Here is a 26836-nt window from a genome sequence, read left to right as displayed (position 1 = left end):
GCCCAGCGTGACGACGCCGGAAGCGGACGCCGCGACTTCGGCGGCAGAGATCCGCAGGCGCACGGGCGTGGACGAACATGACGTCGCGATTGTCCTGGGGTCGGGCTGGGCGCCTGCCGTCGAGGAACTCGGCGACCCGGTGGCGGTGGTGCCGGTTGCGGAGCTGGCCGGTTTCACCCCGCCGACTGCGGAGGGACACGGGGGCCAGATGTTGTCGCTGCGACTCGGTGACCGGAAGGTGCTGGCGTTCGTCGGCCGCATCCACGCCTACGAAGGGCACGACCTGCGCCACGTCGTCCATCCCGTGCGGGCCGCATGCGCCGCCGGTGCGCGCACCCTGGTGCTGACCAACGCCGCGGGCAGCCTGCGCGAGGACTTTGCGGTGGGACAGCCGGTGCTGATCAGCGACCACCTCAACCTGACGGGCCGATCACCACTGGTCGGAGCGCATTTCGTCGATATGGTCGACGCCTACTCCCCACGGCTGCGCGCCCTCGCCCGCGAGATCGACCCGGCACTGGCCGAAGGTGTGTACGCCGGGCTCAACGGACCGCAGTACGAGACGCCCGCCGAGATTCGGATGCTGCGCACCCTGGGCGCCGACCTCGTCGGCATGTCGACCGTGCACGAGACCGTCGCCGCGCGCGCGGCGGGCGCGCAGGTGCTTGCGGTGTCGCTGGTGACCAACCTCGCGGCGGGCATGACGGGTGAGCCGCTGAGCCACGACGAGGTGCTGGAGGCGGGCCGTCAGTCCGCGACGCTGATGGGTTCCCTGCTCGCCGGGGTCATCTCCCGGCTCTGACGACCGACGCGTCGGCTCAGCCACACCATGCTGCGAGCCAGCAGCGGTGCGGCGAACAACATCAGCAGGATCCGCACCACCTGCGCGGCGACGACGAACGTGACGTTGGACCCCGTTTCGACGGCTGTCGCCAGCACGGCGTACACACCGCCGGGGCTGGTGGCCAGATAGCCCTCCAGCGGGGTGAGTCCCGCGAAGTGAGCCAGCACGACACCCAGACCGGCCGTTGCGACGCTGAGCACGACGATGAGGCCGATGGCCGTCGGCAGCATGCGCCCCACTGCGCGCAACGAATCGCGGGTGAACGCCAGCCCGGCCTGCCACCCGATCAGCGCGTAGCCGACCTGCACCAGCACCATCGGGACCGATAAGCCGAACGACAGGCCGGTGACCTGCAGAAGCACGGTCAGCGCCAACGGCCCCAACAGGCCCGCGCCCGGCATCCGGACCCACCGGCCGACGGTGGCGCCGACCACCACCAGCGCGATGACCATGCCGATGCTCAGATACCAAGGGGCGGCATCGGATTGGGCCATCGTCGCCCCCGGATGTGACTTGTCGGCGTGATAGACCAGCGTCACGACGATGGGCATCGAAGCGGTCACCAACGCGACGCGCAGATACTGCACCACCGACACCACGCGGTCGTCGCCGCCGAGTTCGCGGGCGATCGCGACCAACCCGGACGCCCCGCCCGCCACCAGGGCCAGCGATCCCGTCAACGGGGTGATGTCACGGTGCATCGCCAGCAGCGCTCCGCACACGACGCTGAGCAGCAGGGTGGCGACCGCGACGGCCGCGACGATCGGCCAGTGCGGGCCGAGTGCGCCCACCGCGTTCTGGTCGACCATCGTGCCGATGTAGACGCCGAGCACGCCCTGGGCGGCAACGCCCGCGGGACGGGGTACGCGGCCGGGCGCCAGCGAAGTGAGGGCCAGCGCGATACCAACGGCAAGCGCGGCGAACAGTGCGGCCGATGGGACGCCGATCGCGCTCAGCGGGTATGCGACACCGACGGTCACCACCACCAACAGCAACCACCTGAGTACGCTTCTCATCACCATTGATAACAAGTATCCTCTTAGTAAGTTCTGCGTGCAACTCGCGATTAGTGGCGTGATTTGCGAGATTTACCAAGGTATAACTTGTATATGGATGAAGTTGAGCCGAGCCGCAGGTCGGCAGCCACCGAGCTGCGGGAATCGATCGTCGCGGTCAATCAGCAGATGCGCAGGCACCGCCCCGACCACGGATTGACGCTCAGCCAGATGCAGCTGCTCGCCGAGGTGAGCCGTGCCGGTGTCACCACACCGGCCGAACTCGGCACGCGGTTGCAGGTTCGGGTGCAGTCGCTGACCGACAGCATCAACGCCTTGGAGGGCCGCGACCTGATCACGCGCAGGCCCGACGAGATCGATCGCCGCAGGCAGCTCATCGAGATCACCGCCGCGGGCACCAAACTGCTCGATGCCGACCGCGCGGAGCGCGACGCATGGTTGCACGCGACGATGCGCGACAACCTCTCGGAGCTCGAGTTCGACTTGGTGATGCTCGTTGCGCCGGTGCTGCGCAAGCTGGCATACGCCGACTCCAAAGTGGGCACACTGACCGTATGACTCGGTCGCGGACCTCGACCATCGCCCAAGAGTGGATCGCCCACGATCCCGATCCATCGACTGCCGCCGAACTTCGCGAATGTACCGACCGCGATCTCGACGAACGGTTCGCGCATACCCTCACGTTCGGGACCGCCGGACTGCGCGGACCGTTGCGCGGCGGACCCAGTGGAATGAACCTCGCGGTTGTCTTACGCGCCTCATGGGCTGTCGCCAAGGTGCTCAAGGACCGCGGTCTGCACGGCCGCGAAATCGTGGTCGGTCGTGACGCCAGGCACGGCTCCGACGAGTTCGCGCTTGCAGCTGCTGAAGTTTTTGCGGCTCAAGGCTTTTCGGTCAATTTGATGTTCACCGCTGTCCCCACGCCGATAGTCGCGTTTGCGGTTCGCCACGGTGGCGCGGCCGCAGGCATACAGATCACGGCGTCACACAATCCGCCAACGGACAATGGCTACAAGGTCTACTTCGTCGACGGGTTCCCCATCGTGCCGCCGACCGACCATGAGATCGAGCAGGCCATGGCCGACGCGCCGCACGCCGACGAGATTCGGCGGCAGGCAGTCACCCCCTCTGGGGTCGACGTGGTCCAGCGCTACATCGAACGCGCAGCGCAGGTTCGCCACACACACGGGTCGGCGCGAGTCGCGGTCACCCCCCTGCATGGCGTCGGAGGCGAGTTCGTCCTCGACGCTCTCGTTCGAGCCGGGTTCTCCGATGTCCACGTTGTGGACAGTCAGTTCGCACCCGACCCGGACTTCCCCACTGTGGCGCTCCCCAATCCGGAAGAGCCGGACGCCGTTGACGCCGTACTGAAACTGGCCGCCGACGTCGACGCCGACGTCGCGGTGGCGCTGGATCCCGATGCCGACCGGTGCGCGGTCGGCGTGCCGACCCCCGATGGCTGGAGAATGCTCTCGGGTGATGAAACCGGTTGGCTTCTAGGCGATTACATTCTTTCGCAAGCCGAGCCCGGGCCAGTCATGGCGGCCACCGTGGTGGCGAGCTCGGTTGTCTCGTCGCGGATGCTCGCGGCCATCGCGCGTGAGCACGGCGCGTGCCACGTGGAGACCCTGACCGGGTTCAAATGGCTGTCACGCGCCGACGTCGACCTGCCGGCTTGCACGCTGGTCTACGCGTACGAGGAGGCGATCGGCCATTGCGTCGACCCCGCATCCGTGCGCGACAAGGACGGCATCAGCGCCGCAGTGCTGGTATGCGATCTGGCTGTCGCGCTGAGGCGTCGCGGCCACACGCTGCTCGACGCACTTGACGATTTGGCCCGGCGCCACGGTGTACACAGCACGACCGCAATATCACGACAGGTCGCAGATGCCGACGAGGCGGAGGCGGCGATGGGCAGGCTTCGCACGTCGCCGCCGGATGTGCTCGCCGGGTACGACGTGACCGTCACCGATCTGCGCGGCGCGACGGGCCCGCTGCGCACCGACGCGGTGGTGCTATCCGGCGGCGACGGCGAAACGACGTTCCGGATTGTCGTGCGGCCGTCGGGAACAGAGCCGAAGGTCAAGTCCTACATCGAGGTTCGCTGCGGCGACGTGAGCGACCTGGCCGAGGCGCGACTGCGCGCCGCAACGCTGCTGACCGGGTTGAAGGAGCACGCGCAGCGGTGGTGACAGCCGCGCGGAGGGTCAGGCCAACTGACCCTGCAGTGCGCAGGCGCTCATACTCTCCGTGTCGGTCAACAGTTCCAACCGCGCGAATCGACTTGCGTTCCTGCTCACCAGGGACAGCCGGCCATCGCGCAGGACAGACGCCGGGTGCCTGACGAGCAGGTCGTCGGCCATCGAGTTACTGGTGCCGAGCAGCACACCGCTGCTTGCCCGGACGTGGCGGATGCCATCGGGGGTCTCGAGCACCGCGCCGACGGGCTGGCCCTCGCTGAAGAGCAGACGCTGGATGGCGCTCGACCCGTGGATCCTGACCCCTCGCTCCTTTGCCATGTCTCGCAACCAATGGCGCAGCGTCATCCCAGATCGGCGAGACGGTGGGATCTCCGCGATGGCACGGGCTCTGATCATCGCGCCGTCCTGCATCCGCACCTCAGACAGCGGGAGCGGTGACAGACGGCTGAAAATTAGGCCGTACGGCGAAGTCAGGCAGTCGCGCGCCCACAGCCCCATCTCGCTGCCGCGGAACGGTGGGACGACCCCATGCCGGTCGATGCTCGCATCCTCGAACGATTCGACGGAACCGATCGGCAGGTGACCCTGCGCATGTGATCGACGTGGCGATCCCAGGTCGTGGGTGAGCTCATGGAGGTAGGCGGCCGTCGGTCCGTCGAACTCCTCGACGCCCCAATGCCGCTGGATCACGGTGACCCACGATTCGCCGTGGGTGTCGTCCGACCCCGCCTGCGATAACCGTCGACGCGGCTCGGCGACGAAGACGGACATACCGGCGTCGGCTGCCGCGATCGCGGCAGCCAGCCCGGCACTGCCGGATCCAATGCAGAGGACGTCGACATCTTCAGTGTTGAACATGGTCATGACCTCGATCGCGGCGCTCACAGGACCACCGCGGGTCCGGCGCCGACGCCTGACCACTTCGTCTCAAACTCAGTTTGGCTGCGCACTTCAGCAACGCTTCCTTCTCACAATCAAAGCTTTCGCCGGCCACTCTGCCGCCACGGTCAATATCTCGAATCGGAACTAACGGTAATGCAATTAATAGCTATTTTGGAGGCTAACAGTTAGATGGTCTTGTTGCACGCCGTGTGACGAAGGCAACTCCGGTGTCAGTGAGCATCTCAGACTTTGCCCGCACACCCCAGATCACGTCCTAGGCTATCTCGACCACGCTATCGATGCAATCACGATGCGGGCCCGCGATACCCGAGCAACATGTTATTTACGTGCGAGAACATTGCAGTCGACCACTGAGAATCGCGTTTTCACGCAGTTCGACGGCCTAGTTGCTACTCGGCAGTAAGTTAGCCGTGGCGTTGCCCAACCTTCACGACGCAAACAAACATGGGGTGGCCCGATGCCCACCGCGACATAATGAACATTGACGTTCACGTCCATTTTTAGCAAACATTATGTTTATAAGTGTTCTAATGTGGGCAGGGCGTCCCAGAAATGGGAATGACAGATGCGACGACCGCGCCAGCCAACAATTCAGCGTCGGTTGGACGCCATACCGGCTAACGCGCGGCGGATCGGAGTCTTCGAGACCGAGGACGCTCTCGCTGCGAGTCAGCGCGGTCCGAATTGGCGGTCGCCGGCATCGCCCAGGCCTGGGACGATGTAGGCGATCTCGTTGAGACGCTCGTCGATCGCAGCCGTGAACAGGCGCAGATTCGGGGCCACCTTCTCCAACACGGCCAGGCCTTCGGGCGCGACGACGACGCAAATCGCCGTCACATCGGCGACGTTGCGCGCTAGTAGCAGTTCGATGGTGTGCGCCATCGAGCCGCCCGTGGCCAGCATCGGGTCCAGCACGAATACGGGTTGGGCGCTCAGATCGTCGGGCAGCGATTCCAGATACGGGGTGGGTTCGTGTGTTTCCTCGTCGCGCGCGACACCGACGAAGCCGACACGTGCCTCCGGAATCAAGGCGTGTGCCTGGTCGACCATGCCGAGGCCGGCGCGCAGGACGGGCACGAGTAGCGGCGGATTGGCCAATCGATACCCGGTGGTCTCCGCGAGCGGCGTGCGGACCGCGACGGTATCGGTGGCCGCGTCGCGGGTGGCCTCGTACACCAGCATCAGGGTGAGGTCGCGAAGGGCGGACCGGAACGCCGCGTTATCGGTGGCCGCGTCGCGCAGCGTGGTCAGCCGCGCCGCGGCTAGGGGGTGGTCGACGACGCGCACATCCATGGGCCGCACATTAATGGAACGAATGTGGCCCGGAGCTCAAAGACGTGCAGCGGTGCAGCGGTCGTGTCCCGATAACGAAGTCACGCGAGACGACCCGGTGCCGCGCACTGGCTGTAAGACGCTGCGCTGCGAAGGAATTCCAGCCGGGCGAACCGACTCGCCGGCCTGCCGACCACACAGAGTGTGGTGCCGCCGCCCATCGCCATCGGCAGCATCGCCAAAGCGTCGTCGCCGGTAGAGCAGCTCGTGCCGAGCACGACACCACGCCGGGCCCGAACCGTTCGTACGCCCTCGGGCGTGTCGAACACCGCGCCGACAAGCTGGCCGTCGTGGAAGACCAGTCGCTGGACCGCTGACGACTTCTGTACCGTGACGCCTTTGTCCGAGGCCAGCTGGGACAACCAAAGCCGAACGGTCATCTCTCGGCTGCGGCTCGTTGGCACCGGCGCGATGAGGCCCGCCCTGATCTGCGGGCCGTCGACCTTGCGCATCTGCGTCAACATCGGCGAGCTCACCCGGCTGAACATCAAGCCATACGGCGAGGTGAGGCATTCTCGCGCCCACTTGGCCAGGTCCGCGCCGTGGAACGGCGGCACCGCCGCGGTCGGATCGACGTTCACATCGGCGAACGTCTCGACCGTGTCGATCGGAAGATGACGACTTGTTCTGGCGTTCCCCGGTGGCCCCAGGCTACTCGTCAACTCCTCGAGGTAGGTGTTGGTCGAGGAGTTGAATTCGTCTCCGCCCCAACGCTTCTGGAGCAGAGTCGTCCATGACTCGACTTGCGCGCCAAACGGCCGCGTCGGCGATGCGACCTCTCGATCCAGCTCGACGACCAACACCTTCGACCCGGCATCGGCCCCGGCTATCCCGGCAGCCAGTCCCGCGCTGCCGGATCCGATGCACAGGACGTCTACGAACTCAGCACGACTCATCTCGGGCACCCCAATCGCGGCCCATCAGATGGCGGCCGCAGGACCGACGACGACAGCCGAGTTGTATCCGCCCATCCCCATCGACGTCTTGAGGGTCAAACCGCCCTCCAGCGGGGTCAACCCATCGAGCAGGCGCGGGTGCGCGGTGCTGACGATCCGAGATGCCGGAACCTGCTTGCGCTCATAACCCATCAGGGTGCCCGCCAGTTCGATCGCCCCCGCGCCTGCCAGGCAGTGACCAACCAGCGGCTTGAGAGCGTAGATGTGCGGGATGTCCGCACCGAAAACCTCGTCGAGGAAATGGGTTTCGGCATCGGTGCACTGCTGGGTTCCGGTGCCGTGCGCGTTCAGGTAACGCACCTCCGTGGGATCGACCCCGGCATCGTCGATCGCCTCGGCCACACACCGGATCACCTCGCCATGCGACGGGTCCATGCCGGTGGCGTGGTGCGCGTCGCTCGTCATCGCGCCGCCCAGAAGCGCCGCATAAGGCGCTGCACGCGACACCGTCAGAAAGCCGGCGAGCTGCCGCGACGACATGACGAATCCGACGGCCGCCTCTCCGGGGCCAAAGCCCTTTCCGCCTTCCTGGAACGGCCTGCACGCTTCGAGAGGTTCGATATCGACGGCCGCCGCGCCGAGCCGAGTGAAGCCGGAGACGATCTCCGGCGTGAAGGAAAGATCCGCGGCCACGACCACCACGTCGTCCACCTTGTCGGCGTCCAACCACAGCTTCGCCACGAGCATGGCGTTGTTGGTCGATGCGCAGGTGGCCGACACCATCAATGACGGGCCGTGAAAGCCGAACTCGTGCATGAACATCGACACTGGGGTCGACGGCAGCACCCGCACGAAATCGCGCGAACGCCGTGCGCTGCCCGAGCTGAATTCGGTCCACCCGTACATGTCGTTGAAGCAGCCCACGCTGATCACTCCGACCCGCGCACCCGGTATCCATCCCCTTGCCTTCGCATCGGCGACGGCTTCCCGAGCCGCGGCCATGAACGAACGGCCGTAGAGCCCCTCACCGTCCTCCGGGTCGCCACCTTCCGGAACCAGCGCCAGCCATGCTGATTCCGATTTGTCTTCGCCGTAACCGCCGATCAGGCGGGCGGCGGGCTTACCGCCGGACAGACCCTCCCAGAAGGTTTCCCGACCCCAGCCGTAGCCGCTGACGACACCCAATCCGACGATGTCGATTCCGTTGTTGGACATGCTCTCTCTCCGATACGCCGTTAGCCGTGCAGGTGGTTTTGGTGCGAGCCGGAGCGACCGGCGATGGGGAACGACGCCGCCACTATCGGGCGAGCGCCCCGCTGGGCCAGGGAGAACCCCGGATACGACCCAACGACGCGATGATCGCACTGAGCAAACTGTGCTTGCCGTTGTACCTCTAGCAACGCTATCTCCATCTAGAAAACTCGGTGGGCTGGCGACGCCGCCTGGCCTGAATTTAACGCATACACGAAGATATAGAAAATTCTCCCTACTTTGCTGACCGTAGCATGCAGCTAGCGTGGTCGCACCCGGTGTGACCCAGCCAACACCGCGTTCAGGTTTAAAATCGAGCCCTCCCGCGTAGAGGTGACGGTACCTGAGTGCTCCCCCGATACAGCGGTCCCACAACCGTAGAGTTACCTGGAAACTTGGTATTAACCTGCTCGTCAAACGCGGTTAGCGGGCGGAGCGGCCTCCGCAAGCGAGCCGACGGCGAGACGCTCCAGACGCCACGAATCGAGATTCGTCCGCGCCCGGCTCACGGCACCCCCACGCAAACACCGCACCACCGGAGCCTCGCCGGGCCTGCGCAGCTCTTTTAGCCTGCTGTGCCAGTTATGGCAAATAATTTGTCCGTCTGCCTAAAGAACGACACCACGGCGAAGGAAGAACTCAAACTGTCACCAATCTGTCAGGTTTAGCAAACTTTTAATTATTGGCTGAATGCTCAAGGTGCTACCTACCGCCGCGCAAAGGGCGACGAGGTATCCGGCGAACGAAGCACCGGTTCATCCGCAACGCCCCGGCTACACCACCCCGCCGCGGATGGAAGGAACCGATAGGGGCACAAAGCCGTCATAAGCGCATGTACGCCGACACCGATGCCATCCGCACGCTGGGCTGCGCCAATTCGACTCACGCCGACGACCTCGCGGGTATCGCCATCAGCCTGTCCTCGCTGCCGGTCGCGGCGGCTGCGGCGTCGCTGGGTCCTGTCGGTGCCAGGTTCCTTTCCGCGCTGACCGAGGCCGTCGCAGACGGATCACGGCAGGTCTCGGCGATCGGCGACCACCTGGGGATGTCGAACACGACAGCGCACGCCGTGGCGTCCACCTACGACTCGGTCGACAGCGGCGCGGCCGAGCGCATCGCGGACGCCTAGTAGTGGCCACCGGCCTGGTCGCAGCGCTGGCGGCGCCGCTCAAGGCGGTCCAGTCGATGGTCGGACCCGGATGGTCCGCGAATTCCGCCAGCGACCCGCGGCCGGTGCTGACCCGGGCACGGGACGCGCTCGCCGATGTATCGGCGGCGACCAGGCAGTCGTGGCTGGCGACCGACTGGACCGGCGTGGGCGCCGACGGGGCCGCCGACTTCACGGCGAGGACCGTGGCGGCCATCGACGACCTCGCCGATCGAGCCGAGGCGATGAACGCGGCGGTCGGTGCCGCCGACGCCGCGGTGGCACGTGCCCATGAGCGGTTGCGCGACATCGTCGACGGCTTCGAGGCACGCGCCGCGGCGCTGGAACCCTTCCTGGACTCACCTGAGGTCGCCGCGGCGCTGCGGGTTGAAGCGCAACGATCACTCGCCGAGGCGGTCGTCGTGGTCGAGGAGCTTCAGGCCGAGCTGGACGGGCACACCCAGGCGCTCACCCGCACCGGGCCGCCTTCACCGGCCCCGACGGCGCCGACCGGCTTCGGGTCCTCCGCGCTGCCGTCGATGGGCTCGGGCTTCGGCGGTGCCACACCGATGAGCCCGATGCCCATCGGGGCGTCGAGTTCGGGGTTCGGCAGCCTTGCCGAGCTTTTCAGGCCGGAATCGCCCGCGCTGTCACCTGACGCCGCCATCTTCGGCGATGGGGTCGCCATCCGGCTTCCCGACGGCTCCACTGCGATGGCACCGAACGCGGTGGCGGCCAGTGCCGTTCGGCATGCCCTGACTCAACTGGGCGTGCCGTACGACTGGGGCGGCACGACACCGGGGGTCGGCCTGGACTGCAGTGGACTCACCCAGTGGGCATATTCCGAAGCGGGACTGAATCTTCCGCGTCTGGCGCAGGAACAGGACATCGGGGCGGCGGTGGCGGTGGGTGACCTGCGACCCGGCGACCTCGCGGTGTGGGACGGGCACGTCGCGATGATCGTCGGCAGCGGTCAGATGATCGAGGCGGGCGACCCGGTGAAGCTATCGCCGATTCGAACAGACAACGCAGGCCAGGGTTTCCAAGGCTTCTGGCGACCGACCGCATAACTGGCTCAAGCTTCGACGACGGCCTTGATGCGTTCGAGGGTGGTCCGCATGTCACGCAGATTCCGTCGCTTCCGCGGATAGCCCAGAAACTCGAGCGGCCGAAGAACGGCCGATTCGACGGTCCGGAACGACTCCGTCACATCGGTTCCCTGACCGCTGGGGGCGAATGCGTAGTGCCAGTTGTTCACTGCCCGGTCGCCGACCAACACGGCGAAGCCAAACTCCTTGCCCGGCTCACATGCGGTCACCCGGCAGGTCGTCCAGTACACGGGACCGATCTCGTTGCGCTTGACGTGCCCGCGGAATCGCGCGCCCAACGTGGGCTCGGTGACCCCGTCGAGCCATTCCGCTCCGAACGTCTCCGGCGAGAATCTCCCCGTGTTTCGGACGTCGGCGACGAGCGTCCAGATCTCCAGCGGGGACGCCTCCATGTGAACCGTCACCGCTCCATGCACCAGAGGATCGTAGCGGTCGCTCGCGGGCGGAACCCCTGATCGGTGTGTTGGCCCACGGCGGTTGCGACCAGAATCTGTGCACCGGCTTGGAAGATCCTCTACAAATCCTTCGCGCCCGGACGGGCCAGACAACGCAATTGGCCTGTTCGCGCCTCATCGGGTCCCATTCGAGCAGCTAGTCAGAGTCCCGCGAATGCCAATGGCTTCCCGATGGCTATTGTGTGCGCCATGGCTGCTGACATCGTGCCGATCCGGCTTGGGCTGACCAAGGGCGACCTCTACACGCTGTGGGCGCCGCGTTGGCGCGACGAGGGTGACGAGTGGGAGGCGTTCCTCGGCAAGGACGAGGACCTCTATGCCTTCGAGACCGTGGCCGACCTGGTCGCGTTCGTCAGGACCAATAAGGACAACGACCTGACCGACCATCCCGCGTGGGAAAAGCTGACCGAGGCCAACGCGCACCTGCTGGACCCCGCCGAGGAGCGGCAGTACGACGTCGTCGGAGTCCCGGAGCTGGCGGCCGAGAAGCCCAGCGAGGAGACGGTCACACAACTGCACCGGTCGCTGGCCATTGCGTCGTCCATCGGATCGGTGTGCGAGCTACCCGCGATCAGCAAGTTCTTCAACGGCAATCCGGGTCTCGGCCAACTGGGCGGCGGGGTCGACGCGTTCGCAGGCCGGGTCGGCCGCAAGCGGTGGGCCGAGATCGAATCGGCGATCGGCCGCAGCTGGGACAACGTCGTCGACGCAATCGATGACCTCGTCAGCACCCCCGATGTCGACGCGGCCGCTTCGAAGAAGGCCGCCGCCGAACTGGAAGAAGACGCTCCCGAAGTCGAAGAGGAGGAGATCGTCGAGGAAGCCTCAGAAACAGAAGACGGCGACGCCGAGGACGCCGAGGAGCCTGAGGAGTCCGACGAACTCGAGGACCACTCCGAGGGCGCGGTGCTCGGCAGCGACGACGACTTCTGGGTCAAGGTCGGCATCGACCCGGTGCGGATCATGACCACCGGCGGCACCTACTACACGCTTCGGTGCTACCTCGACGACCAGCCGGTCTTCCTGGGGCGCAACGGAAGAATCAGCGTGTTCGGATCCGAACGCGCGCTGGCGCGCTACCTGGCCGATGAGCACGACCACGATATTTCCAACCTCGCGACCTACGACGACATCCGCACCGCGGCCAACGACGGCTCGCTGCGGGTGAACGTCTCCGACGAGAACGTCTACGTGCTCACCGAGATCGTCGACTATCTCGCCGAAGGACCCGACGCCATCGACCGCGATCAGCTCGACCTGGCCGTCGAATTGCTCAGGGACGTCGGCGAATACGCCGAGGACAGCGTGGTCGAAGAATCGCTCGACGCCGACCAGCCGCTGGGCAAGATCGTCTCCTACGTGCTCGATCCCGACAAGGTCCGCAAGCCGACTCCGCCGTACGCGAAGGCCGTCGAACAGTGGGAAGAGCTGGAAACCTTCGTCGAATCGCGCCTTCGCCAAGAGTAGGGCTAGAGCTCGGTCGCTTTCGGGTGGCGCGGCTCGTAAAGGCCGAGGTCACCGCCGCCGGGGAGTCGGATGCTGGTGAGCAAGCCCCAGCCCTCGTCGCTGATTGGACCACACGTCACGCCCTTGGCCTTGAGGTCGTCCACCGTCGCGTTGACGTCGTCGCACATCAGGTACAGCTCGTGCGTACCTGCTCCCTCGGCTGGGTGCACGGCCACCTCGGCGGGCGGCAGTTTGAAGATCAACCAACCCCCGCCGGCGTCGACGCTGGGGTACTGCAACACATCCTCGAAGAACGCTCGGTCCGCTTCGGCGTCGCTGCTGTAGACGATGACATGGGCCCCGGTGATCACGAACCACACCGTACGCCGCGATGACTTTTCGCCCGCCCCACGGTCTGCACGCGTATGAGCCTGCCTATCGCCACCCGATCCGTCGACGTGCCCGGAGCGCTGCTGCACTACGAAATTCGCGGCGACGGACCATTACTACTGGTCATCGGCTCGCCGATGGCTTCGGCCGAGTTCGCCCCGCTGGCCGACGCGCTGGCGAGCGACCACACCGTCGTCACCTACGACCCTCGGGGCTACGCGGCCAGCACCGTCGATGACCCGGATGCGCCGTGCAGCGTCGAACAGCGCGCCGACGACGTCAACGCGATCCTCGACGACCTGCGCGCGGACTCGGCCGACCTGTTCGGATCCAGCGGCGGAGCCGTGACTGGGCTGGCGCTCGTTGCGCGGCATCCCGGGCGGATCCGCACCCTGGTCGCCCACGAGCCGCCGTCGCTGTTGCTGCTGCCCGACGCGACCGAGCAGCGTGCCAATACCGAGGCGATCATCGACACGTTCCATCGCGACGGGTTCGAAGCCGGATGGGCGCACTTCATGGTCAATGCCGGATTCGACGTGGCACCTGGCGATGCGCCGCAGTCCGACGCGGAGCCCTCACCCGACAGCCAGCGCCAAGCCGCCCGCTTCTTCGAGATCGACCTGCGCCCGACGTGCTACTACAAGCCCGATGTGGCCGCGCTCACGGCGGGTCCGACGCGCCTGGTCGTCGGTATCGGCGCGGATTCCGGCAAGCTGCTCACGTACCGGACCTCGACGGCGCTGGCCGAGCAGCTGGGCATCGCGCCCGCCTCGTTCCCCGGCGACCACGGCGGATTCATGGGCGCACCAATCGAGTTCGCCGATGTCCTGCGAGCGGTCTTGCAGTAATTCGTTAGCAGCGTCAGCCGATGAGTACCGCGAAGCGGGGCTTGATCACATCGTCGATGATGGCCAGCCGTTCGTCGAAGGAGATGAACGCCGACTTCATCGCGTTGATGGTGAACCGCTGAAGATCGCTCCACCCGTAGCCGAATGCCTCGACAAGACGCCACATCTCGTGACTCATGGTCGTATCGCTCATCAACCGGTTGTCGGTGTTGACGGTCACGCGGAACCGCAACCGGGCTAGCAGATCGAACGGATGCGCGGCGATGCTGTCGACCGCTCCGGTCTGCACGTTCGACGAGGGACACAGCTCGAACGGAATCCGTTTGTCCCGCAACAGCGAAGCCAGCCGCCCCAGCTTCGCGTCGCCGTCCGTACCGACGACGATGTCGTCGACGATCCGCACCCCATGGCCGAGGCGGTCCGCGCCGCAGAAGGCGATGGCCTCGTGTATCGACGGCAGACCGAAGGCCTCCCCCGCATGAATGGTGAAGCGGGCGTTGTTGTTTCGCATGCACTCGAAGGCGTCCAGATGCCGGGTGGGCGGGTAGCCGGCCTCCGCCCCGGCGATGTCGAAGCCGACGACACCTCTGTCACGGAACCGGATCGCCAGCTCGGCGATCTCCAGTGACCGCGCCTGATGCCGCATGGCCGTGACCAGGCATCGCACCACAATGGAGCGGCCCTCTGCGCTGGCGGCCTTCTCGCCGTCGGCGAAGCCCGCGAGCACGGCATCGACGACGGCGTCCAGGGACAGGCCGGCGTCGATGTGCAGCTCGGGCGCGAACCGGATCTCGGCGTACACCACGTTGTCGGCCGCGAGGTCCTCGACGCACTCATAGGCCACCCGGTGCAGGGCCTCCGGTGTCTGCATCACCCCCACGGTGTGCGCGAACGGCTCCAGGTAGCGCACCAGCGATCCGCTGTGCGCCGCGGTGCGGAAGAACGTCGCGAGTCCCTCGACGTCGGTGGCGGGCAGATCGCCGTAGCCGTTCGCCTCGGCCAGCTCCAGCACGGTCGCCGGCCGCAGCCCGCCGTCCAGATGGTCGTGCAGCAGCGCCTTGGGGGCCCGCCGGATCGACTCCAACGTCAGCGGCGTGGTCATGTCAATCTCCGCTCGTGATCCGATCGATGATCAGCGGGCGCTCGGGCGGCGCCTGGTCCCCGACGCTGAAGGCGCCGTCCAGCTCGTTCATCGCGGCCTCGAATCGCTCCGGCGTCTCGGTGTACAACGTGAAAAGCGGCTCACCAGCGGTGACGGGTTCGCCGGGACGGCGGTGGATGCGCATGCCTGCCCCGGACTGCACGCGCTCACCGGGGAGAGAGCGGCCTGCACCGAGCCGCCACACTGCAAGACCAACCGCCATCGCATCGATGCTTTCCATCGTGCCACCACGCGGGGCGGTGACGGTCTCGGTATGCCTGCCGATCGGTAACGCCTCAGCAGAGAGGGCGGCGGCGTCACCGCCCTGTGCGATGACCAGTTCGCGGAACCGGTCCATCGCCGTGCCGTCGTTCAAGGTCTGCGCCGGATCGACGCCGTCGATGCCCGCGGCGTCGAGCATTTCGGCGGCCAGCGCCAGCGTCAGCTCCACCACATCAGGCGGCCCGCCACCGGCCAGGACCTCAAGCGACTCTTCGACCTCGATCGCGTTGCCGACGGTACGGCCCAATGGCGTCGACATGTCGGTCAGCAATGCGCGGGTGTCCAGGCCGGCGTCGGTGCCGAGCGCCACCATCGTGCGGGCCAGCTCGCGTGACTCCGCCTCGGTGTCGAGAAACGCGCCGGAACCTACCTTGCAGTCCAGCACCAGGGCCCTGGTGCCCTCGGCGATCTTCTTGCTCATCACCGAGCTCGCGATCAGCGGAAGGGACTCGGTGGTGCCGGTGACGTCCCGGAGCGCGTAGATCTTTCGGTCTGCCGGCGCCAGCTCTCCGGCCGCGAAGATCACGGCCCCGATATCGCGAAGCTGTTGCCGGATATGGTTTCTCGACAATTCTGCGCTGAACCCCGGGATGGATTCCAGCTTGTCGAGGGTTCCGCCGGTGTGCCCGAGTCCGCGGCCCGCCGCCTGGGGCACCGCGCCGCCGCACGCCATCACGACCGGTACCAACGGGATCGTGATCTTGTCCCCGACGCCGCCGGTGGAGTGCTTGTCCACCAACGCCAGCGGCCTTCCGTCACGCCGCAGGTGGGAGAAGTCCATGCGTTGCCCCGAGGCCACCATGGCCGCCGTCCAGCGGGCGATCTCGGGCTGCGTCATGCCGCGCAGGAAGATCGCCATCAGCAGGGCCGACATCTGCTCGTCGGCCACCCGCCCGTGCGTGTAGGCATCGATCACCCAGTCGATCGCCGCATCGGACAGCACACCGCCGTCGCGCTTCATCCGGATCACCGTTGGTCCGTCGAACGTGAACTGCATCACCGGATTACGGCACTTCTTCGTGCGGGGTCTCCCGGCGGGCCAGGTCCTGCGGGCCGAAGGCGTCGGGCAGCAACTCATCCAACGTCCGTGGTCCGAGCGGATGGTCGATCACGAGTTCGGGGCCACCGTGCTCCAGCAGGACCTGCCTGCATCGGCCGCACGGCATCAATACCTCCCCGGCGGCGTCGACACACGAAAGCGCGATGAGTCTGCCGCCGCCGCCGGAATGCAGGGCGCAGACCACTGAACACTCGGCACAGAGACCTAGGCCATATGAGACATTCTCCACATTGCAGCCGGACACGATCCGGTGGTCGTCGACCAGCGCGGCGGCCCCGACGGAGAACCCCGAATACGGTGCGTAGGCGCGTGCAGAAGCTTCAGTTGCCCTGAGCCGCAACATTTTCCAATCGATGTCGGATGTCATCTCACTCCCGCCGGACCGACTCTGAATGCATTCCGAAGCTCCCGTTCCGCAGCGGCCCAAGTGAGGAAGGTAACCCTAACTTTTGTCGTTTTGCGTGCGCCGATGGCTAAACGGTAGTTCGTTTAGCAGTACAACTGGGATTAGAGTCGCCCCGAGGTTTGGGGCAGTGGTCCACGCCGACAGCCCGCAAGGACCCCCGCCCCGAGCGTCCACCGAAGGCGTTGGAGGCCAGATGAGTACTCAGACTGCCGGGCAGTCGCCGGGGGGCACCGCGGTGCCTGCTCCGCGATCCGAACCGTCGCGCAGACGCACCCTCTACCGCGGTGATCCCGGCATGTGGTCCTGGGTGCTGCACCGCATCACCGGCGCCACCATCTTCTTCTTCCTCTTCGTGCATGTGCTCGACACCGCGCTGGTACGCGTCAGCCCCCAGGCCTACAACGAGGTCATCGAGACCTACAAGACGCCGATCGTGGGGTTGATGGAGATCGGCCTGGTGGTCGCCGTGCTCTACCACGCTCTCAACGGCATCCGGGTGATCCTCATCGACTTCTGGCAGAAGGGCCCCAAGTACCAGCGCCAAATGCTGTGGGTCGTCATCGGCATCTTCCTGGCGGTGTTGATCCCCGCGCTCGGCATGATCGGGATGCACATGGTGGAGCGGTTCCTGTGAGCGCGGCAGAAGGCGGGCCATCCGGCGCCTGGACGCCCCATCACAAGGAGGGCCGTATCGCCCCGGTGATGGAGAAGGAACACGACCGCCCGGCGAGCCTCGACCATCCCCGGGCTCCCCGGCGTCCGCGGGGTATCCCCTACTTCGAGAAGTACGCCTGGCTGTTCATGCGGTTCTCCGGCGTCGCACTGGTGTTCCTGGCGCTCGGCCACCTGTTCATCATGTTGATCTGGGACGGCGGGGTGTACCGCATCGACTTCAACTACGTGGCGCAGCGCTGGGCGTCGCCGTTCTGGCAGATCTGGGACATGGCGCTGCTGTGGCTGGCAATGATCCACGGCGCCAACGGCATGCGCACGATCATCGGCGACTACGCCCGCAAGAACACCACGAAGTTCTACCTGAATTCGCTGCTGTTGCTGGCGACGGGTTTCACCCTGGTGTTGGGCAGCTACGTTCTGGTCACCTTCGACGCGAGCATTTCGTAAGGGGCGAGCGCACATGATTCAAGAACATCGCTACGACGTGGTGATCGTCGGCGCCGGCGGGGCGGGTATGCGGGCCGCCGTCGAGGCCGGTCCTCGCGCGCGCACCGCGGTGCTGACCAAGCTGTACCCCACGCGCAGCCACACCGGCGCTGCGCAGGGCGGTATGTGCGCGGCCCTGGCCAACGTCGAAGAGGACAACTGGGAGTGGCACACGTTCGACACCGTCAAGGGTGGCGATTACCTCGCCGACCAGGACGCCGTCGAGATCATGTGCAAGGAAGCCATCTATGCGGTGCTCGACCTCGAGAAGATGGGCATGCCGTTCAACCGCACGCCTGAGGGACGCATCGACCAGCGCCGCTTCGGTGGGCACACCCGCGATCACGGCAAGGCACCCGTGCGCCGGGCCTGCTACGCCGCCGACCGCACCGGCCACATGATCCTGCAGACCCTGTACCAGAACTGCGTCAAGCACGACGTCGAGTTCTTCAACGAGTACTACGCACTCGACATCGCGATCACCGAGACGCAGTCCGGTCCCGTCGCCACCGGTGTCGTCGCCTACGAGCTGGCGACCGGCGACATCCACGTCTTCCACGCCAAGGCGATCGTCTTCGCCACCGGCGGCTCGGGCCGGATGTACAAGACCACCTCCAACGCCCACACCCTCACCGGCGACGGTCTGGGCATCGTGTTCCGCAAGGGCCTTCCGTTGGAGGACATGGAGTTTCACCAGTTCCATCCGACCGGCCTCGCCGGCCTCGGCATCCTCATCTCCGAGGCGGTCCGCGGTGAGGGCGGACGGCTGCTCAACGGCGACGGCGAGCGCTTCATGGAGCGTTACGCGCCGACGATCGTCGACCTGGCCCCGCGCGACATCGTCGCCCGCTCGATGGTGCTCGAGGTGCTCGAGGGCCGCGGCGCCGGCCCCAACAAGGACTACGTCTACATCGACGTGCGACATCTGGGCGCGGATGTGCTCGAGGCCAAGCTGCCCGACATCACCGAGTTCGCCCGCACCTACCTCGGCGTCGACCCCGTCACCGAGCTGGTGCCGGTCTACCCGACGTGCCACTACGTCATGGGCGGCATCCCCACCACGATCAGCGGTCAGGTGCTGCGCGACAACACGACTCCCCTGCCCGGCCTGTACGCCGCGGGCGAGTGTGCATGCGTATCGGTGCACGGCGCCAACCGGCTGGGCACCAATTCGCTGCTGGACATCAACGTGTTCGGCCGCCGCGCAGGTATTGCGGCGGCCAACTACGCGCTGGGCCACGATTTCGTCGACATGCCTGCGGACCCCGCGAGCATCGTCGTCGGCTGGGTCGGCGACATCCTCTCCGAGCACGGCAACGAGCGGGTCGCCGACATTCGCGGCGCGCTGCAGCAGTCGATGGACAACAACGCCGCGGTGTTCCGCACCGAGGAAACGCTCAAGCAGGCGCTCACCGACATTCACGCGCTGAAGGAGCGCTATTCCCGAATCACCGTGCACGACAAGGGAAAGCGTTACAACAGCGATCTGCTCGAGGCCATCGAACTGGGCTTCCTGCTGGAGTTGGCCGAGGTGACGGTCGTCGGTGCACTCAACCGCAAGGAGTCCCGCGGCGGACACGCCCGCGAGGACTACCCCAACCGCGACGACACCAACTACATGCGCCACACCATGGCCTACAAAGAGGGCAACGAGCTGCTGTCCGACATTCGGCTGGACTACAAGCCGGTGGTGCAGACGCGGTATGAGCCGATGGAACGGAAGTACTGACGATGACGATCGCTCCCGAGGTACAGACCAAGGACCCAGAGCTGCCGCCCGTGCCCGAGGGCGCGGTGATGGTGACCCTGAAGATCGCGCGCTTCAACCCGGAGGATCCCGACACATCGGGCTGGCAGAGCTACCGGGTGCCGTGCCTGCCCAGCGATCGGCTGCTCAACCTGCTGCACTACGTGAAGTGGTATCTGGACGGCACGCTGACGTTCCGGCGGTCGTGCGCGCACGGTGTCTGCGGGTCCGACGCGATGCGCATCAACGGTGTCAACCGGCTGGCGTGCAAGGTGTTGATGCGTGACCTGCTGCCCAAGAAGGCGAGCAAGAAACTCACCATCACGATCGAGCCCATCCGCGGCCTGCCCGTCGAGAAGGATCTCGTGGTGGACATGGAACCGTTCTTCGACGCGTACCGCGCGATCAAGCCGTACCTGATCACCACCGGCAACGAGCCGACGCGCGAACGCGTCCAGAGCCAGACCGACCGCCACCGCTACGACGACACCACCAAGTGCATCCTGTGCGCGTGCTGCACCACCAGTTGCCCGGTCTACTGGAGCGAGGGCAGCTATTTCGGTCCGGCCGCGATCGTCAACGCCCACCGGTTCATCTTCGACAGCCGTGATGAGGGTGCCGCCGAGCGCCTCGACATCCTCAACGAGGTCGATGGGGTGTGGCGGTGCCGCACGACGTTCAACTGCACCGAATCCTGCCCGCGCGGCATTCAGGTCACGCAGGCCATCCAAGAGGTCAAGCGCGCGCTGATGTTCGCCCGCTGATCGGCGGTCACGCTCACCGTGACCCAGCACGCCGAAGCCGCGAGATAAGGAGCAGGCATGAGGCGCCCGATCAGCGCAGTGGCCGCCCTGACGTATCTGGTGATGGTCACGGCAAATGTTCTCGCAAACGCCCTGCCGCTCAACGGAGTACGGACCGGTGGCGTATCCGACGCCTATCCCAACCTGTTCGCACCCGCCGGATACGCCTTCTCCATCTGGAGCGTGATCTACCTACTGCTCGGCCTGCACGTGCTCTATCAGTTGGGCCTGTTCCGCACCGGCCCGACCACCAGCGACCGTGCGGCCCTGCTCGACAAGGTCGGCCTGTACTTCTCGGTCTCCTCGCTTGCCAACGCCGCGTGGGTGTTTGCGTGGCACTACGACGTGATCGCGCTGTCGGTCGTGCTGATCGCGGTGATTCTGGCCTGCCTGGCCTTGATCACCCGGGCGGTGTGCTCGGCGAACTTGACCCCACGGGAGACGCTGTTCATCGGCGTGCCGTTCAGCGTCTACTTCGGCTGGACCACCGTGGCTACGGTCGCGAATGTCACCGTGTTCCTGGTCAGCTTGAACTGGGGCGGCTTCGGTCTCGGCGATGCGACCTGGACCGTCGTCATCCTTCTGGTGACGATGGCTACAGGCACGGCGACAATGGTGCGCAACCATGACGTCGTCTACGGCGTCGTCTTGGTGTGGGCTTACACCGCCATCCTCGTCAAGCACCTGTCCGCCGCCGGCTTCGACGGAACATACCCGGCGGTGGTCACGACGGTGATCGCCTGCCTGGTGGCTTTTGTCGCGGTAGCCGCCGTCATCTTGGTCCGCCGCCGCGGAAAGCTCTCACGTCCCTGAGGTCAGGACGACCTTCAGGGCGCAGGCGCATCCGTCGTCCAAGGCGCCGCCTCGCTGTCGTGTACAGAGACTCGGCGGCGTCACGCTGAGCGTGACGCAGCACGCCGAATTCGCCAGCCGTCACACTTTCGCGGGCTGCGTCGTCTAATTCGTATGACAACGACACGCATCGAGCCCGTATCTCCGAAGAACGCATCGCTGATGACCAAGGTCTTCTACCGCGTCGCCAAACGAAAGTTCGGCGAGGTGCCCGAACCCTTCGCCGTGGCCGCCCACCACCCGCGGCTGATGCTGGCCAACGTGGTGCACGAGGGCATGCTGGGTTCGGCGTCGCGCAAGCTGCCCAAGAACGTGCTGGAACTGGCCGTGTTCTGGACCGCGCGCACGGTTGGATGCTCGTGGTGTGTCGACTTCGGTGCGATGCTGCAGCGCATGGACGGCCTCGACGTCGACCGGCTCAAGGAGATCGACGACTACGCCACGTCGCCGCGGTACACCGACGACGAGCGGGCCGCCATCGCCTACGCCGACGCCATGACCAGGGATCCGCACACCATCACCGACGAACAGGTCGCCGACCTCAAACGCCGATTCGGCGACGACGGCGTGATCGAGCTGACATACCAGATCGGCGTGGAGAACATGCGCGCGCGGATGTACTCGGCGCTGGGGATCACGGAGCAGGGCTTCAATACCGGCGACGCATGCCGGGTGCCGTGGGCTACCGAGAATCTGACCTGAGCGGAGACCCGGTGAACTTGTCGGGATTGGCGATATCCCAGATGGCGGACACCTTTCCGTCGCGCACGGTCATCGCCGTGACGCGCGGCATCATCTCCGGATAGCCGTCGCCTGCGGGCGTCCCGACGTAGTAGGTGCCGAGCTGACCGTTGATGTTCGCCGGCTGGCCCGACGACATCGCCCCTGGCCGGTAGCGTGCGGCCAGCCCGAACAGAAACCGCGCCACCTTGTCCGGACCGTGGATGACCCGTGCCGCGGTCGGGGCCCTGCGGTTCGAGTCACCGGTGAACGTCACCTCCGAATGTAGCAGGCGCACAACGGCTTCCATGTCGCCGGAGGCCAACGCCAGCATCAACCTGCCGACCACCTCATTGTGCATCTCATCGGTGACCGCGGGCGGCGCCCCGGCGACGGCCCGTCGCGCACGCGACGCCAGCTGACGCGCGGCGGCATCGCTGATCCCGAGCACCGAGGCGATCTCGCCGAACGGCACCGCGAAACCGTCGTGCAACACGAACGCCACCCTCTGATCGGGGTTGAGGCGTTCGAGCACCACCATCGCGGCGAACCGCGCGTCCTCCCCGGCCACCACCGCCGCGAGGGGATCGTCGCGATCCAGCGGGGTCACGACGGGCTCGGGCAGCCATTCGCCGTAGTAGGTCTCGCGCCGGTGGGTCGCCGAACGCAACCGGTCGAGTGCCAGCCTGCTGACCACCGTCGTCAGCCAGGCTCGCAGATCGACGATCGCATCGGCGTCCGAGCGGTCCCACCGCAGCCACGCGTCCTGCACGACGTCCTCGGCGTCGGCGACGGTTCCGGTCAGCCGGTAGGCAACGGACAGCAGGTGAGGCCGCAACTCCTCGAACTCGTCGACCCGCGTACTTCCCGAAAGCCGCGTCATGCGTCCCAGTCTAGAACCGCCCGAATCGTCACTGATTCCGTTGCGATGTAACCGACACGGGTCGATTCCCGAGTTGAAGCCACGTGGAAACGACGCAAACCGTATATTCCGCACATGGCAATCAAGGAACCCGACGCCCCCGCCGTCGGCGGCAAAGGGCTGCAGGCCGGCGCCCTCGGCCTCGTCGGCAACATCGTCATCGGTCTGGCCGCCGTGGCTCCCGCGTACAGCCTGGCCGCCACGCTCGGCTACGTCGTACTGGCGGTCGGCGACAAGGCGCCGTCGATGTTCGTGCTCGCGTTCATCCCGATGCTGCTCGTCGCCTTCGCCTACAAGGAACTGGCCCAGGAAACGCCTGACTGTGGCACCACGTTCACGTGGGGCACCAAGGCGTTCGGGCCGTGGATCGGGTGGATCGGCGGATGGGGCCTGGCCGTGTCGGCGATCATCGTGCTGGCCAACGTGGCCGAGATCGCCGCGATCTACCTGTTCAAGTTCCTTGGCCTCGACGACCTCGCCGAGAGCATCCTCGCCAAGGTGCTGCTCGGCTCGTTCTTCATCATCGCGATGACGCTGATCAGTGCGCGCGGAATCGTGGTGTCCGAACGGTTTCAGAACGTGTTGATCGCCATCCAGTTCGGAGTGCTGGTCATCGTCAGCATCATCGCGCTGGTGCGGGTGCTCTCCAACACTGCCGGGGCCCAGGCGATCATGCCGCAGTTGTCCTGGCTGTGGCCGAGCGGTCTGGACGTGTCATCGATCGCGCAGGCAATCATTTTGTGCATCTTCATCTACTGGGGCTGGGACGCCTGTCTGGCGGTCGGCGAGGAAACCAAGGACCCCGGCCGCACCCCCGGCATCGCCGCGGTGATCACCACGCTGATCCTCGTATGCACATACGTGCTCGTCGCCTATGCGGTGCAGTCGTTCTCCGGCTTCAGCGACGTGGGCATCGGCTTGAACAACCCGATGAACACCGACGATGTGCTGACCGTGCTCGGCAAACCGGTTGCAGGAACCATCGCGGCGTCACTGCTGCTGCTCACCGTTTCCGTGTCGGCGCTGTCGTCGACCCAGACGACCATCTTGCCCACCGCGCGTGGCACCTTGTCGATGGCGGTGTACGAGGCCATTCCCAAACGGTTCGCCCGCGTGCATCCGCGCTACATGACCCCGGCCTTCGGCACCATCGTGATGGGGCTGGCGGCGCTGTTCTTCTACCTATTGCTGACGTTCCTGTCGGAGAATGCACTCGCCGATTCGGTGGCGTCTCTTGGGCTTGCGGTCGCGTTCTACTACGGCATCACCGCATTCGCCTGCGTCTGGTACTTCCGCAAGACGCTGTTCTCCTCGGCTCGAAACCTGTTCTTCCGCGGCGTCTTCCCGCTGATCGGCGGACTCGCGATGGCGGCCGCTTTCTTCATCAGCGCCAAGGACATGATGGCGCCGGATTACGGCTACACCGCCTTCGGATCGATCGGCGGCGTCTTCGTGCTCGGCGTCGGCATGCTGGTGCTCGGTATCCCGTTGATGCTGCTGTGCTTCGCATTCGGCACCAAGCGGTTCTTCCGCGGCGAGACGCTCAACGCCGAAACCGAAGTCAAGGTTCCCGACGTCTTCTAGGAGAAGCAATGCATTTGACAGTCGGATACCTGGCCACGAGTACCGGAGACGACGGCGTCGCACTGGCGAGTGCGCTCGCCAAGACTTTCGACGCCGACGTGGACGTCGTTTTGGTTGTGCGGCAAGAATTTCCAGACGGGCATCCGGGTCGCGCTGAGTATCAGCAACTACTCGTCGAACGTGGCGAGGAATGGATCTCCCGGGCGATCGACCGGCTGACCGCCAACGGCGTCAGCGCGTCGTCGAACGTGTTGGTCGGTGAGTCGTTCGCCGAATCGCTCGTCGGATTCGCCGAGCAGAAGAATTCAGACCTCATTGTGGTCGGTGGCGCGCGCGACGGTTTCTTCGGCGGCCACACCATCGGCCCGGTAACCGGTGCCCTGCTTCACTCTTCGCCGATTCCGGTGGCATTGGCGCCGCGCGGATACGCCGACGACCCCGACGACGCCTTCGCCGCCGTGACCGCCGCGGTGCCGACCCGTCCCGGCGACGACAACCCGCTGCCGTTCACACTCACCCTCGCCGGCGCCGCAAACCTGGCCGTTCGGATGCTGTCGCTGGTGTCCGCCGAGAACCTCGCCGAGGCCGAGAGCGCGCGCGAAGTGCGCCAGCTTCAGGTACGCGCCGCCGAGGAGAACCTCGTGGTCGCGGCACGGGCACTTCCGGACGCACCCGAGATCGAATCGCTTGTCGCCGACGGTATGACGCTGGAATCAGCGCTCAAGAAGCTCCGCTGGGAAGACGGCGACCTGCTCGTCGTCGGTTCCAGCAGGTTCGCCGCACCACGGCGGATCTTCCTGGGTTCGACGGCCGCGCGCATCCTGGCCGGCGTCGACGTCCCGGTGATAGTGGTCCCCAGAGACGCCTAACGCGACGCGGCAATGTCTTTCGAAGCTGAATGGTGTCGGCGGTTGACGAACCGCTTAGCCACGAAGAACAGCACGAGGACCACACCCCACGACAGCAGGCTCAACAGCAGTTGCGAACGCAGCTTGTCGTCGAAGTACATCTGCACCAGGATCGCCAGCATCGCAACGATTGTCAGGATCGACAGCACTGGGAACAGCCACATCTTCAACGTCAGTTCCGCATCCCGGTTGCGGTAGCGCAACACGATCTGCGAGATGGCGATCAGGATGTAGACGAACAGGATGATCGCGCCGCTGGAATTCAGCAGGAACGCGAAGATGGTGTCTTCGGCGAAGGCGGCGGCGATGACGCAGGCGAAGCCGATGACGGACGAGAACAGGATCGCGTTCGCGGGGACGCCGCGACGGTTCAGGTGCATCAGGCGATCCGGCGCCTCGCTGCGGGCGGCGAGGACGAACAGCATGCGCGACGCCGTGTACATGCCCGAGTTCAGGCAGCTCAGCACGGCGGTCAGCACCACCACGTTCATGACGTGGTCGGCGTACGGGATTCCCATTGCGGTGAACGCGGCGACGAACGGCGAGCCCTCGAGGTCGTTGTTGTTCCAGGGCACGATCGTCACGAGCAGGAATATCGAGCAGACGTAGAAGAGCAGGATGCGCCAGATGACCGAATTAGCGGCCCTGGCGACCGCCTTCTCGGGATCCGACGATTCGGCTGCGGCGATCGTCGCGATCTCGGGGCCGACCATCGAGAAGATCACCGTGACGATGCCGACGGTGACGACTCCCGCGCCCAGCGGCAGGAACCCGCCGTGGGCGGTCAGGTTGGAGAAGTCCATCGACTTACCCGGCCACAGCCCGAGCACATAGCAGGCACCGATCGCAATGAAGGCCACGATCGCGGCCACCTTGATACCCGCGAACCAGAACTCGAACTCGCCGTAGGACTTGACCGAGAAGAGGTTGGTCACCGTCATCAGCACCATGAAGACCAAGGCGCACAACCACAATGGGACGTCCATCCAGTACTGCACGATCTTCGCACCCGCGATCGCCTCGAAGCCCACGACGATCACCCAGAAGTACCAGTAGAGCCAGCCGACCGAGAAGCCCGCCCACTGGCCGAGCGCATCGCGGGAATAGTCGGCGAAGGATCCGGTCGACGGCCTGGCCACGGCCATCTCGGCCAGCATCCGCATGACCATGACGATCAGCACCCCGGACAGGGCGTAGGTCAGGAAGACGCCGGGCCCGGTATCGGACATCACCACGCCGGAGCCGACGAAGAGCCCGGCGCCGATCACGCCGCCGATCGCGATCATTCTCAGCTGCCGCTGGCTGAGGGACCTCTTCAATTCCGGGCCGACCGGCTCCGCTGTCGTCGCACTCATCGCTCACCTCCGTCGCAGGACCGATGACGGGTACCCGCTTTGTGAGCTGGATTACAC

At 65.9% G+C, this 26836-nt stretch carries 26 protein-coding genes and 1 pseudogene; 15 read left to right on the top strand and 12 right to left on the bottom strand.

All coding sequences use genetic code 11. The features are described 5' to 3' along the window. Positions 1 to 7 precede the first annotated feature (7 nt). On the top strand, positions 8 to 802 hold the full coding sequence (locus AB4Z42_RS04515) for a purine-nucleoside phosphorylase (protein WP_442007891.1): 795 nt from the start codon (positions 8 to 10) through the stop codon (positions 800 to 802). Here the strand turns inward: AB4Z42_RS04515 and AB4Z42_RS04510 are convergent. After that, positions 748 to 1866 (bottom strand): AbrB family transcriptional regulator, encoded by a 1119-nt coding sequence (locus AB4Z42_RS04510; RefSeq protein ID WP_442007890.1) that lies wholly within the window; start codon positions 1864 to 1866, stop codon positions 748 to 750. The two genes, AB4Z42_RS04515 and AB4Z42_RS04510, sit on opposite strands and share 55 nt — an antisense overlap. Before the next feature lie 87 nt (positions 1867 to 1953). Between AB4Z42_RS04510 and AB4Z42_RS04505 the strand changes: the two genes are divergently transcribed. Further along, positions 1954 to 2418, top strand: coding sequence for a MarR family winged helix-turn-helix transcriptional regulator (locus AB4Z42_RS04505; protein ID WP_442007889.1), 465 nt, complete (start codon positions 1954 to 1956; stop codon positions 2416 to 2418). Continuing rightward, complete coding sequence (locus AB4Z42_RS04500; protein WP_442007888.1) at positions 2415 to 4052, top strand: phospho-sugar mutase; 1638 nt, start codon at positions 2415 to 2417, stop codon at positions 4050 to 4052. Before AB4Z42_RS04505 ends, AB4Z42_RS04500 begins: the two co-directional genes overlap by 4 nt. A 15-nt stretch (positions 4053 to 4067) precedes the next feature. On the opposite strand, the gene AB4Z42_RS04495 is transcribed toward AB4Z42_RS04500, so the two are convergent. From AB4Z42_RS04495 to AB4Z42_RS04480, 4 genes are all read right to left on the bottom strand, one after another. Next, entirely contained in the window at positions 4068 to 4946 is an 879-nt protein-coding gene (locus AB4Z42_RS04495) for an FAD-binding protein (RefSeq protein WP_442007887.1), read from the bottom strand. A gap of 687 nt (positions 4947 to 5633) precedes the next feature. After that, a complete protein-coding gene (gene upp, locus AB4Z42_RS04490) occupies positions 5634 to 6257 on the bottom strand; it encodes a uracil phosphoribosyltransferase (protein WP_442007886.1) in 624 nt (207 codons plus the stop codon). An 80-nt stretch (positions 6258 to 6337) separates the two neighbouring features. Further along, positions 6338 to 7192: an FAD-dependent oxidoreductase gene (locus tag AB4Z42_RS04485; RefSeq protein WP_442007885.1), complete on the bottom strand. Its 855-nt coding sequence runs from the start codon at positions 7190 to 7192 to the stop codon at positions 6338 to 6340. A 24-nt stretch (positions 7193 to 7216) separates the two neighbouring features. Next, the gene (locus AB4Z42_RS04480; protein WP_442007884.1) at positions 7217 to 8407 is read right to left on the bottom strand and encodes a beta-ketoacyl synthase N-terminal-like domain-containing protein; all 1191 of its coding nucleotides are present in this window, start codon (positions 8405 to 8407) and stop codon (positions 7217 to 7219) included. Between the two features lie 868 nt (positions 8408 to 9275). On the opposite strand from AB4Z42_RS04480, the gene AB4Z42_RS04475 reads away from it, so the two are divergent. Next, positions 9276 to 9572, top strand: a complete 297-nt coding sequence (locus tag AB4Z42_RS04475; protein ID WP_442007883.1) for a hypothetical protein — start codon at positions 9276 to 9278, stop codon at positions 9570 to 9572. Between the two features lie 2 nt (positions 9573 to 9574). Further along, complete coding sequence (locus AB4Z42_RS04470) at positions 9575 to 10660, top strand: C40 family peptidase (protein ID WP_442007882.1); 1086 nt, start codon at positions 9575 to 9577, stop codon at positions 10658 to 10660. 5 nt (positions 10661 to 10665) lie between these two features. Here the strand turns inward: AB4Z42_RS04470 and AB4Z42_RS04465 are convergent, their stop codons facing one another. Further along, the gene (locus AB4Z42_RS04465) at positions 10666 to 11115 is read right to left on the bottom strand and encodes an SRPBCC family protein (RefSeq protein ID WP_442007881.1); all 450 of its coding nucleotides are present in this window, start codon (positions 11113 to 11115) and stop codon (positions 10666 to 10668) included. A 228-nt stretch (positions 11116 to 11343) separates the two neighbouring features. Here AB4Z42_RS04465 and satS point away from each other — a divergent pair, with 228 nt between their 5' ends. After that, positions 11344 to 12621 carry a protein export chaperone SatS gene (gene satS, locus AB4Z42_RS04460; protein ID WP_442007880.1) on the top strand — a complete coding sequence of 426 codons (1278 nt, stop codon included), beginning with the start codon at positions 11344 to 11346 and terminating at the stop codon, positions 12619 to 12621. Between the two features lie 2 nt (positions 12622 to 12623). Here the strand turns inward: satS and AB4Z42_RS04455 are convergent, their stop codons facing one another. Next, complete coding sequence (locus AB4Z42_RS04455; protein WP_442007879.1) at positions 12624 to 12971, bottom strand: VOC family protein; 348 nt, start codon at positions 12969 to 12971, stop codon at positions 12624 to 12626. Between the two features lie 54 nt (positions 12972 to 13025). On the opposite strand from AB4Z42_RS04455, the gene AB4Z42_RS04450 reads away from it, so the two are divergent. Continuing rightward, on the top strand, positions 13026 to 13838 hold the full coding sequence (locus AB4Z42_RS04450; RefSeq protein WP_442007878.1) for an alpha/beta fold hydrolase: 813 nt from the start codon (positions 13026 to 13028) through the stop codon (positions 13836 to 13838). A gap of 13 nt (positions 13839 to 13851) precedes the next feature. On the opposite strand, the gene AB4Z42_RS04445 is transcribed toward AB4Z42_RS04450, so the two are convergent. Genes AB4Z42_RS04445 through AB4Z42_RS04435 form a run of 3 tightly spaced genes read right to left on the bottom strand, consistent with a single transcriptional unit; the run spans position 13852 to position 16688 of the window. Then, positions 13852 to 14940: an adenosine deaminase gene (locus AB4Z42_RS04445; protein ID WP_442007877.1), complete on the bottom strand. Its 1089-nt coding sequence runs from the start codon at positions 14938 to 14940 to the stop codon at positions 13852 to 13854. Between the two features lies 1 nt (position 14941). Further along, positions 14942 to 16258 (bottom strand): thymidine phosphorylase, encoded by a 1317-nt coding sequence (locus AB4Z42_RS04440; RefSeq protein ID WP_442007876.1) that lies wholly within the window; start codon positions 16256 to 16258, stop codon positions 14942 to 14944. A gap of 7 nt (positions 16259 to 16265) precedes the next feature. Beyond that, entirely contained in the window at positions 16266 to 16688 is a 423-nt protein-coding gene (locus AB4Z42_RS04435; protein WP_442007875.1) for a cytidine deaminase, read from the bottom strand. Positions 16689 to 16920: 232 nt separating this feature from the next. Between AB4Z42_RS04435 and sdhC the strand changes: the two genes are divergently transcribed. The 6 genes from sdhC to AB4Z42_RS04405 all read left to right on the top strand — a co-directional run bounded on the left by sdhC (position 16921) and on the right by AB4Z42_RS04405 (position 21992). Beyond that, positions 16921 to 17361: a succinate dehydrogenase, cytochrome b556 subunit gene (gene sdhC / locus AB4Z42_RS04430; RefSeq protein ID WP_442007874.1), complete on the top strand. Its 441-nt coding sequence runs from the start codon at positions 16921 to 16923 to the stop codon at positions 17359 to 17361. 68 nt (positions 17362 to 17429) lie between these two features. Continuing rightward, entirely contained in the window at positions 17430 to 17849 is a 420-nt protein-coding gene (locus tag AB4Z42_RS04425; RefSeq protein WP_442008114.1) for a succinate dehydrogenase hydrophobic membrane anchor subunit, read from the top strand. A 13-nt stretch (positions 17850 to 17862) separates the two neighbouring features. Next, positions 17863 to 19617 carry a succinate dehydrogenase flavoprotein subunit gene (gene sdhA, locus AB4Z42_RS04420; protein WP_442007873.1) on the top strand — a complete coding sequence of 585 codons (1755 nt, stop codon included), beginning with the start codon at positions 17863 to 17865 and terminating at the stop codon, positions 19615 to 19617. 2 nt (positions 19618 to 19619) lie between these two features. Beyond that, positions 19620 to 20399 carry a succinate dehydrogenase iron-sulfur subunit gene (locus tag AB4Z42_RS04415; RefSeq protein WP_442007872.1) on the top strand — a complete coding sequence of 260 codons (780 nt, stop codon included), beginning with the start codon at positions 19620 to 19622 and terminating at the stop codon, positions 20397 to 20399. 57 nt (positions 20400 to 20456) lie between these two features. Further along, a complete protein-coding gene (locus AB4Z42_RS04410; protein WP_442007871.1) occupies positions 20457 to 21251 on the top strand; it encodes a hypothetical protein in 795 nt (264 codons plus the stop codon). 153 nt (positions 21252 to 21404) lie between these two features. After that, the gene (locus AB4Z42_RS04405) at positions 21405 to 21992 is read left to right on the top strand and encodes a carboxymuconolactone decarboxylase family protein (RefSeq protein WP_442007870.1); all 588 of its coding nucleotides are present in this window, start codon (positions 21405 to 21407) and stop codon (positions 21990 to 21992) included. Here the strand turns inward: AB4Z42_RS04405 and AB4Z42_RS04400 are convergent. Beyond that, the gene (locus AB4Z42_RS04400) at positions 21973 to 22893 is read right to left on the bottom strand and encodes a sigma-70 family RNA polymerase sigma factor (RefSeq protein WP_442007869.1); all 921 of its coding nucleotides are present in this window, start codon (positions 22891 to 22893) and stop codon (positions 21973 to 21975) included. The genes AB4Z42_RS04405 and AB4Z42_RS04400 overlap by 20 nt on opposite strands. A gap of 114 nt (positions 22894 to 23007) precedes the next feature. Between AB4Z42_RS04400 and AB4Z42_RS04395 the strand changes: the two genes are divergently transcribed. Together AB4Z42_RS04395 and AB4Z42_RS04390 are read left to right on the top strand one after the other, a co-directional pair. Next, complete coding sequence (locus tag AB4Z42_RS04395; protein ID WP_442007868.1) at positions 23008 to 24516, top strand: APC family permease; 1509 nt, start codon at positions 23008 to 23010, stop codon at positions 24514 to 24516. Between the two features lie 8 nt (positions 24517 to 24524). Then, positions 24525 to 25385 (top strand): universal stress protein, encoded by an 861-nt coding sequence (locus tag AB4Z42_RS04390; RefSeq protein ID WP_442007867.1) that lies wholly within the window; start codon positions 24525 to 24527, stop codon positions 25383 to 25385. Between the two features lie 35 nt (positions 25386 to 25420). Here AB4Z42_RS04390 and AB4Z42_RS04385 read toward each other — a convergent pair. Next, a pseudogene (locus AB4Z42_RS04385) lies at positions 25421 to 26779 on the bottom strand (amino acid permease); the annotation flags it as partial. Positions 26780 to 26836 lie beyond the last annotated feature (57 nt).

It is taken from the genome of Mycobacterium sp. 2YAF39 (assembly GCF_052114565.1).
In the GTDB taxonomy this organism is placed as follows: Bacteria; Actinomycetota; Actinomycetes; order Mycobacteriales; family Mycobacteriaceae; genus Mycobacterium.
Note: the sequence above shows the minus strand (reverse complement) of the source record. Positions and strands in the feature narration are given on the sequence as shown.

Bases quoted from the DNA above. Each gene is read 5' to 3' on its own strand.
- AB4Z42_RS04510 (WP_442007890.1), bottom strand. From the start codon at position 1,866: ATGGTGATGAGAAGCGTACTCAGGTGGTTGCTGTTGGTGGTGGTGACC.
- AB4Z42_RS04505 (WP_442007889.1), top strand. From the start codon at position 1,954: ATGGATGAAGTTGAGCCGAGCCGCAGGTCGGCAGCCACCGAGCTGCGG.
- AB4Z42_RS04500 (WP_442007888.1), top strand. From the start codon at position 2,415: ATGACTCGGTCGCGGACCTCGACCATCGCCCAAGAGTGGATCGCCCAC.
- upp (WP_442007886.1), bottom strand. From the start codon at position 6,257: ATGGATGTGCGCGTCGTCGACCACCCCCTAGCCGCGGCGCGGCTGACC.
- AB4Z42_RS04485 (WP_442007885.1), bottom strand. From the start codon at position 7,192: ATGAGTCGTGCTGAGTTCGTAGACGTCCTGTGCATCGGATCCGGCAGC.
- AB4Z42_RS04480 (WP_442007884.1), bottom strand. From the start codon at position 8,407: ATGTCCAACAACGGAATCGACATCGTCGGATTGGGTGTCGTCAGCGGC.
- AB4Z42_RS04475 (WP_442007883.1), top strand. From the start codon at position 9,276: ATGTACGCCGACACCGATGCCATCCGCACGCTGGGCTGCGCCAATTCG.
- satS (WP_442007880.1), top strand. From the start codon at position 11,344: ATGGCTGCTGACATCGTGCCGATCCGGCTTGGGCTGACCAAGGGCGAC.
- AB4Z42_RS04450 (WP_442007878.1), top strand. From the start codon at position 13,026: ATGAGCCTGCCTATCGCCACCCGATCCGTCGACGTGCCCGGAGCGCTG.
- AB4Z42_RS04445 (WP_442007877.1), bottom strand. From the start codon at position 14,940: ATGACCACGCCGCTGACGTTGGAGTCGATCCGGCGGGCCCCCAAGGCG.
- AB4Z42_RS04440 (WP_442007876.1), bottom strand. From the start codon at position 16,258: ATGCAGTTCACGTTCGACGGACCAACGGTGATCCGGATGAAGCGCGAC.
- AB4Z42_RS04435 (WP_442007875.1), bottom strand. From the start codon at position 16,688: ATGACATCCGACATCGATTGGAAAATGTTGCGGCTCAGGGCAACTGAA.
- sdhC (WP_442007874.1), top strand. From the start codon at position 16,921: ATGAGTACTCAGACTGCCGGGCAGTCGCCGGGGGGCACCGCGGTGCCT.
- AB4Z42_RS04425 (WP_442008114.1), top strand. From the start codon at position 17,430: ATGGAGAAGGAACACGACCGCCCGGCGAGCCTCGACCATCCCCGGGCT.
- sdhA (WP_442007873.1), top strand. From the start codon at position 17,863: ATGATTCAAGAACATCGCTACGACGTGGTGATCGTCGGCGCCGGCGGG.
- AB4Z42_RS04415 (WP_442007872.1), top strand. From the start codon at position 19,620: ATGACGATCGCTCCCGAGGTACAGACCAAGGACCCAGAGCTGCCGCCC.
- AB4Z42_RS04410 (WP_442007871.1), top strand. From the start codon at position 20,457: ATGAGGCGCCCGATCAGCGCAGTGGCCGCCCTGACGTATCTGGTGATG.
- AB4Z42_RS04405 (WP_442007870.1), top strand. From the start codon at position 21,405: ATGACAACGACACGCATCGAGCCCGTATCTCCGAAGAACGCATCGCTG.
- AB4Z42_RS04400 (WP_442007869.1), bottom strand. From the start codon at position 22,893: ATGACGCGGCTTTCGGGAAGTACGCGGGTCGACGAGTTCGAGGAGTTG.
- AB4Z42_RS04395 (WP_442007868.1), top strand. From the start codon at position 23,008: ATGGCAATCAAGGAACCCGACGCCCCCGCCGTCGGCGGCAAAGGGCTG.
- AB4Z42_RS04390 (WP_442007867.1), top strand. From the start codon at position 24,525: ATGCATTTGACAGTCGGATACCTGGCCACGAGTACCGGAGACGACGGC.